This window comes from Pseudoxanthobacter sp., assembly GCF_036822375.1.
Lineage (GTDB): Bacteria > Pseudomonadota > Alphaproteobacteria > Rhizobiales > Segnochrobactraceae > Pseudoxanthobacter.
Map to the genome: position 1 here is coordinate 1 of NZ_DAISHT010000118.1, position 6,960 is coordinate 6,960.

7 protein-coding genes and 1 pseudogene are annotated in these 6,960 nt (G+C 69.6%); 3 read left to right on the forward strand and 5 right to left on the reverse strand.

From position 1 onward, the window contains the following. From V7067_RS11585 to V7067_RS11595, 3 genes and pseudogenes are all read right to left on the reverse strand, one after another. Positions 1 to 232 (reverse strand): annotated as a pseudogene (locus V7067_RS11585) (two-component sensor histidine kinase); the annotation flags it as partial. Positions 233 to 384: 152 nt separating this feature from the next. After that, a complete protein-coding gene (locus V7067_RS11590) occupies positions 385 to 1,098 on the reverse strand; it encodes a response regulator (protein WP_334176062.1) in 714 nt (237 codons plus the stop codon). Next, the gene (locus tag V7067_RS11595) at positions 1,095 to 1,580 is read right to left on the reverse strand and encodes a MarR family transcriptional regulator (protein WP_334176070.1); all 486 of its coding nucleotides are present in this window, start codon (positions 1,578 to 1,580) and stop codon (positions 1,095 to 1,097) included. Before V7067_RS11595 ends, V7067_RS11590 begins: the two co-directional genes overlap by 4 nt. A gap of 478 nt (positions 1,581 to 2,058) precedes the next feature. On the opposite strand from V7067_RS11595, the gene V7067_RS11600 reads away from it, so the two are divergent. The 3 genes from V7067_RS11600 to V7067_RS11610 all read left to right on the forward strand — a co-directional run bounded on the left by V7067_RS11600 (position 2,059) and on the right by V7067_RS11610 (position 4,958). Beyond that, positions 2,059 to 2,946 carry a branched-chain amino acid aminotransferase gene (locus tag V7067_RS11600; protein WP_334176063.1) on the forward strand — a complete coding sequence of 296 codons (888 nt, stop codon included), beginning with the start codon at positions 2,059 to 2,061 and terminating at the stop codon, positions 2,944 to 2,946. A 312-nt stretch (positions 2,947 to 3,258) separates the two neighbouring features. Continuing rightward, positions 3,259 to 3,867, forward strand: coding sequence for a molybdopterin-dependent oxidoreductase (locus tag V7067_RS11605; protein ID WP_334176064.1), 609 nt, complete (start codon positions 3,259 to 3,261; stop codon positions 3,865 to 3,867). Next, the gene (locus V7067_RS11610; protein ID WP_334176065.1) at positions 3,867 to 4,958 is read left to right on the forward strand and encodes a GGDEF domain-containing protein; all 1,092 of its coding nucleotides are present in this window, start codon (positions 3,867 to 3,869) and stop codon (positions 4,956 to 4,958) included. The genes V7067_RS11605 and V7067_RS11610 overlap by 1 nt, the downstream gene beginning before the upstream one ends. 6 nt (positions 4,959 to 4,964) lie before the next feature. Here the strand turns inward: V7067_RS11610 and V7067_RS11615 are convergent, their stop codons facing one another. Continuing rightward, complete coding sequence (locus V7067_RS11615; RefSeq protein ID WP_334176066.1) at positions 4,965 to 5,720, reverse strand: hypothetical protein; 756 nt, start codon at positions 5,718 to 5,720, stop codon at positions 4,965 to 4,967. Between the two features lie 18 nt (positions 5,721 to 5,738). Further along, complete coding sequence (locus V7067_RS11620; RefSeq protein ID WP_334176067.1) at positions 5,739 to 6,740, reverse strand: aminotransferase class IV; 1,002 nt, start codon at positions 6,738 to 6,740, stop codon at positions 5,739 to 5,741. Positions 6,741 to 6,960: the final 220 nt, after the last annotated feature.

The window sequence follows — 6,960 nt, forward strand, 5'->3', positions numbered from 1 at the left end:
GGAAGGTGCGGTAGTCGGGATCCTGCGGATAGGCTTCCAGAATGCCGATCAGCGCCGCGATGTCGCGCACGGTCGCCTCCGACAGGCGCTGGGTGACGAGCTCCCAGTGCCGCTGCAGAAAGACATAGGCCACCACCGACTGCAGCAGAATGAGCGGCAGCACCACGATCAGCAGCGAACGGGGAAAGAGGCGGCGCGGCAGGCGGGCGTGCAGCCAGCGCCCCGGCCACATCAGCGCCCGGCCGGCCAGGCGCAGGGCCAGACCGAGGCGGGTGCGGGCGGGCGGGCGCGGGACTTCGTCCTCGCCGTCGTCGCGGAAATCGGTTTCGTTCGCCATGGCCGGGCTCCGGGTGTGGGCTGGCACGCGCCCGGGGCGCGGGCCGGTCAGGAGGCGATGAGGCGGTAACCCAGCCCGCGCACGGTCTGCAGGTGCACCGGATCGGCCGGGTTGTCCTCGATCTTGCGGCGCAGGCGGTTGATCTGCACATCCACCGTGCGTTCGCCGAGTTCACCCTCGCGGCCGACCAGCAGGTGACGGGGAATGGTCTGGCCGGGGCGCTCGGCAAAGGTTGCCATCAGCCAGCGCTCACGGTCGGTCAGGCGCACCGGCTCGTCGCCGCGGCGCAGTTCCTGCCGGGCGATATCGAACACGAACGGGCCGAAGCTGACCTCGTTGGCCGGCACCTCCGCCGGCCCGCGGCGGCGCAGCACGTTGGCGATGCGCAGGATCAGTTCGCGCGGCTCGAACGGCTTGGTCAGATAGTCGTCGGCCCCCACCTCCAGCCCGGCGATGCGGTCGGCGCTGTCGGTGCGGGCAGTGAGCATCAGGATCGGCACATCGGAGCGCGCCTTCAGCGAGCGGGCCAGCGACAGCCCGTCCTCGCCCGGCATCATCACATCCAGAATCAGCGCGTCGAACACGATCGAATCGAGCTTGCGGCGGGCGTCGGCGGCATCCTCCGCCACGGTCACGCGATAGCCGTTGGCGGTGAGATAGCGGCGCAGCAGTTCGCGGATGCGGCTGTCGTCGTCGACCACCATCAGATGCGGGGCATCGTCCGACAGCGGCTCCTTCGGCGGGGCGGTGATCGGGCTCATGGCTGCTCCTCGTCCGCGTCGAAGGCAGGGCCTGCCTCGCGGCTTTCGGTGGCGGCGAGGCCGGTGAGAAAGCGCACCGCAAGGGCGTGGCCGTCGTCTCCCAGCCCCTCCAGCGCGGTCTCGATCTGCCGCGACTGCAGCATCGACAGGCGATGATCGAGAGCCTGCCCGGTGTCGGTTGCATAAAGCAGGCGCTGGCGCCGGTCCGCGGGCCCCGGCCGCTGGTCGATGAAGCCGGTATCGATCAGCTGTTTCAGCACGCGGCCGAGGCTCTGCTTGGTGATCTTCAGGATGTCCAGAAGATCGGTCACGCGAATGCCCGGATTGCGCGCCACGAAATGCAGCACGCGGTGATGGGCGCGGCCGAAGCCATATTCCGACAGAATGCGGTCGGGCCGGCCGATGAAGGCGCGGTAGGCAAAGAACAGCAGCTCGATCACGTCATAATGCGGTTCGCCCGCCGGCTCCGCGCCGCCCGGCAGCGGTTCCGCCGGCGAAGGGGCGGAAGCGTGGGGCGCACAGGTTCGGCCGGGCGTCGCCGGGGCACCGGCCGCAGGCGGCAGACGGGAATCAGACGGAGAAATTACGTCAGCCATATTGACATAATCGCGTACGATAGTTACTTCACTGCGGGTCAAGACGAAACGATCGAATGAAACGGCCGGCCCGACCGGCTGCGGAACGAAGATATCGACACTTTCGCCGCGACGCAAAAACTGCCTTTCGACGGGCCCTTGCAACGGGCCGGAAGGGGCTTCGGGATCGGCCGACGATGCGCCCTGTGAGGCGCCCCGCATGACGGGGTGCAGGGATGCGCACCGGCCGGGCGCCGAAGGGGCCGGCGTGCACGCGCAGGGGCAGGGCGGTGTCCGACGGGGGCGATCCCCGGGCGGGCAGCCCCTGCGGATGTGGCGGTGCGGCGAGGTTTCCAACGACGCGTTCGCATCAGGAGAGAAGAAAATGGCGGGACAGCCTTTCGACAACCGTGACGGCGTCATCTGGATGGACGGCAAGTTCGTGCCGTGGAGCGATGCCAAGATTCACGTTCTCACGCATGGCCTGCACTATGGCAGCTGCGTGTTCGAGGGCGAGCGCGCCTATGACGGCGTTGTGTTCAAGCTGAAGGAGCACACCGACCGTCTCATCGCGTCGGCCCGCACTCTCGGCTTCGATCTGCCGTTCACCGCCGACGAGATCAATGCCGCTCATTATGAGCTGCTGAAGCGCATGAATTTCACCAACGCCTATGTCCGTCCGGTCGCCTGGCGCGGCAGCGACGAGATGGGCGTGGGCGCCCAGCACAACAAGATCCACGTCGCCATCGCCGCGTGGGAGTGGCCGAGCTACTTCGATGCCGAGCAGCGCCTGAAGGGCATCCGTCTCGACATCTCCGAGTGGCGCCGCCCGGATCCGCATACCATTCCCTGCAAGGCGAAGGCGGCGGGTCTCTACATGATCTGCACGCTCTCCAAGCATGCGGCCGAGGCCAAGGGCTATGCCGACGCGCTGATGTTCGATTATCGCGGCTACGTCGCCGAGGCGACCGGCGCCAACATCTTCTTCGTCAAGGACGGCGAGATCCACACGCCCGATCCGGATTGCTTCCTGAACGGCATCACCCGTCAGACGGTGATCGAGCTGGCGAAGAAGCGCGGCCTCACGGTGCATGAACGCCACATCATGCCGGAAGAGATGTCGGGCTTCCAGGAGTGCTTCCTGACCGGCACCGCCGCGGAGGTGACCCCGGTTGCCGAGATCGGGCCCTACAAGTTCACCCCCGGCGCGGTGACGCGGCAGCTGCTCGAAGACTACACGGCCGCCATCCATCAGGCCCGGGTCGCCGCCTGAACAGGCCGGCTCCGACCGGGCCCGCTCTGACCGGGCCTCCGGCCCGCCGGACATGACCCGACAGACATTGCCCGCCGCCCGGCCCCTGCCGGGCGGCGGTTTTTTATGGCTCAGCCGCGACCGGCCGAGAGCGCTGCGGGCCAATTCAGGCGTGCGTCCTGCCTTGCGCGGCCCCCTTTGGGTCGCATTTTGTATTCCGTTCTCCGGCGCTTTGCGGCATGCTGACCGCCATGTTGCAACGTAGGAAAGCAGAGGCGCAGGGCCGGAGCCGGGCTTTCAAGGCCGGCCTGCACCGGCTGCGGAGTGCCTGACGTGTCCATTCTGCCTGCTGCGGTTCGCAGCCCCTGTCATCGTGTCCGTCCCGCTCTCCGCCTGCTTGCCGCCGTTCTGCTGGCCGTTGCTGCGCCGGGTGCCGGGGGGCTCTGGCCGGCCGGCGGCGCGGCGCTGGCCGCCGCCGTGCGGCCGCTCGGCGAAAGCGACGCGCTGCCGCCCGTGCCGGCCGGCGAGCCGGTGCTCACCGTCGAAAGCGGCGGGCGCAGCGAGGCGCTGACCTATGCCGATATCGAACGGCTGCCGATGTCGGAAACCACGCTGGAAACCCCCTGGCTGCCGAAGGCCACCTGGCAGGGCGTATCGCTTCTGGAGCTGCTGGATCGTTACGGTCTGGGCAAGGCCCGCACGCTCGTCATGACGGCGCTGGACGGTTATGCGATCCGGCTCGACCGTGCGGCGATCGAGGCCGGCAACCCGCTTCTGGCGACGCGGCGCGACGGCGCGCCGGTGCCGGTCGGGCAGCGCGGCCCGCTCATGGTGCTGTGGCCGCAATCGGCCGAGGCGGTCAAGGCCGGCAGCGCGGCTTCGGCAAACTGGATCTGGAGCCTCAGTTCCATCCGCAGCGGGGATGGCGGGGACACGCCCTGATGACGCAGCCGGCGCGCGGGAGTTCGTGGTGGCTTTCGCCGGGTGGCGCGCGCCTCGTCCTGGGCGGTTATCTGGTCGCTGCCGTCGTCTTGCTGGCTGTCGTGCTGGCCGGCGTGGGCGCGGTGTGGCAGGCGCGGCCGGTCATGGTGCTGGCGCAGGTGCATCACATCGAAAGCCTTGCGGCCGATGTCGCCATCTTCCGTGCCACCGGCGGCGCGGTGCCGGCCGGGCGGCGCGGCAGTCTGGCGCTGATCCAAACGCGGCTGGCCGATTTCAGCGCGCTCGGCAGCACGCAGGAGCCCCTGCCGGCCGATATCGCCGCCGATCTCGGGCAGGTCGAGGCCATCGTGCGCGCGCTCGCGGCCAACCCCGACCCGGTGCGGCGCGACCGCCTCGCCCGCGATCTGGCCGACCTCACAGCCGTGCTGAGCGGCACCGTGAGCCAGCACGTTCAGGAGGAGATGGCGCTCGAAAGCCAGCGCCTGCAGGCCTATGCCGCCACCGTGGGCGGGCTGGCGGTGATGCTGCTGGCGCTCGGCTTCGGGCTGATCGACCTGGCCATCAAGCTGGCCCGCCGCAACCGCACCCTGAGCGAGATGGCCAATCTCGATCCCCTGACCGGGCTTGCCAACCGCCGCATGGTGGAGCTGCAGGCCGAGGCGATTTTCCTGCTGGCGCGGCGCACCGGCCGGCCGGTGGCGCTGGCCGTGCTCGATCTCGACCGCTTCAAGTCCGTCAACGACACCTTCGGCCATCTGGCGGGCGATGCCGTGCTGCGCCATGTCGCCCGCCTCATCGCCGCTCAGCGCCGGGCGAGCGACATCGTCGGCCGCATGGGCGGCGAGGAGTTCGTGGTGCTGATGCCCGACACCGACAGCACCGGCGCCGCGCGCGTGTGCGAGACGCTGCGCCAGCGGCTGGAAGGCGCGCCCTACCCGCAGCCCCACGGCGGCACGATTTTCGTCACCGCCAGTTTCGGCATGGCCTCCGGCGTGGGCGAGACCGTGGATTTCGCCACGCTCTACCATGCCGCCGACAGCGCGCTCTATCAGGCGAAGGACGGCGGCCGCAACCGCATCGTAACGGCCTGAACGGCGTTACGGCAGACGATGCCGCGCAAGGCGCTCGTAGAGCGGCCGGGCGGCCTCGGCTATCGGCTTCAGGCTGTCGTCGAGAGCGTCGAAGGTCACCCCCGGCCGCGGCGGCGCGAAGCCGGTGGAGGCTTCCACCGCGTGGTACCAGTGCGGCGCCCACACGCCGTCGCTGGCCCGCCGCCCCGCCGGCCACGACAGCATGGCCGGCGTGAAACCGATGCCGAGCGCCGCGCAGAGGGCGCCGAGGCGGCCGGCCGGATCGGCCAGAATGTCCGCACCCTCGATCACCGGCGGGGCGTGGCCGAGGCGGTCCGCGGTGCGCTCGAACAGTTCCACCTGCTCCGCGATGCCGATATCGCGCAGGTTCACCGTATCGCGTTTGGCGGTGTAGGAGGCGAGCACCTGTTCCGGCGCGCGGATCAGGAAGGCATGGACGAATTCGGGGCCGTCCATCCACCCGCGGCCGATCTGCGGGATCATGTGGTGCGTCATGTGCTTCTGGTAATAGACCGGCCGGTCGTCCGGCACCGGGCCGGCGAGCCCGGCGGCGGCCTGCCGCCAGTCAGCCGGGCCGGCGGCAATCACCGCGTCCGCCATCGGATGGTCGATGCCGGTCAGGGCCAGATAGGCGGCATAGAACGGTTCGTCGATGACGGCAGTGTCGGGCCGGTTGCCGAACGCACGCATCATCGCGGTCGAGATGTTGCGCGGGCCGGACCACATGGCGATGCGGATGGCGGGGGCGGCGGTCGTGGTCATGGTGGCAGGCTGCCTCGCTCAGAGCCGGTCGAGATCGGCGCGCGCGGTGCGCACCTGATGCACGAGATCGCGGTAGGCGGCCTGCAGCCGCCGTGTGACCGGGCCGGCGTGGTCGCCGTCCGGGCCCGTCTCGCCGATCAGGCGGCCGTCGACATTCCACACCGGCGTCAGGCCGGCAAACGAGCCGGTGACGAACGCCTCGTCGGCGCCATAGACATCGGTCAGCGAGAACCGCTTCTCATGCACCGGAATGCCGAGGTCGCGGGCGAGGCGGATGACGTTGGCCCGTGTGATGCCGCCGAGGCAGTAAAGCCCGTCGGAGGTCCACACCTCGCCCCGGCGCACGATGAAGAAGTGCGTGGAGTTGCAGGTGGCGACCGCGCCGGCTTCGTCCAGCATCAGCCCTTCGTCGGCGCCGGCCTCCGCCGCCTGGATGCAGGCGAGGATGCAGTTGAGCTTGGAGTGCGAGTTGAGCTTCTGGTCCTGCTCGGCCGGACCGGTGCGGCGGATGTGCACGGTAAAGAGCTTCAGCCCGCGCCGCGCCACCGCCGGCAGCGGGGTCTTGTATTCCGGAATGATGACGACGGTCGGCGCGCCGATGGTCACGCGCGGATCCTGATAGGGTGTGCGCTTGATGCCGCGCGTCACCATCAGGCGGATATGCACGCCGTCTTCCATGCCGTTGGCATCGAGACAGTCGAACACACGGCGGGCCATCGCCTGCCGGCTGAGCCCGATTTCCATGCGGATCGCCTTGGCGCCTTCATAGAGCCGGTCGAGGTGGGCCTGCAGGAAGGCAATGCCGCCTTCCACCAGCCGCAGCCCTTCCCACACGCCGTCGCCGAGGATGAAGCCGGAATCGAACACCGATACCGTGGCCTCCGCCCGCGGCTTCAGCGCGCCGTTGACGGAAATGAGGATGGCGGCGTTGCGCGGATCGTCTGCGAAATCGTGGGTGCCGGTGGTTGCGGCATGGGGCGGGATTTCAGTCTGGAGCGGGGTTTCGGCAGCACGGGACAAGGCACACTCTCCGGGGCGCCGGCGATGCCTGCCGCGCCGCACCAGCGGCCCGGGCGGCGACAGACGCGGCGGCGGGCGCGGATCGCAGGCGGAAGGAACGGCCGGCCGGGCGGCATCGGGACAGGCCGCCGCGCCGCATGACGGGAATCAGCCCCGCTGCCGCGGCGCGCGGATATCTGAGAGTGCCGCTCCCGCAGCCGTCCGGCAAGCGTTTGCCGGC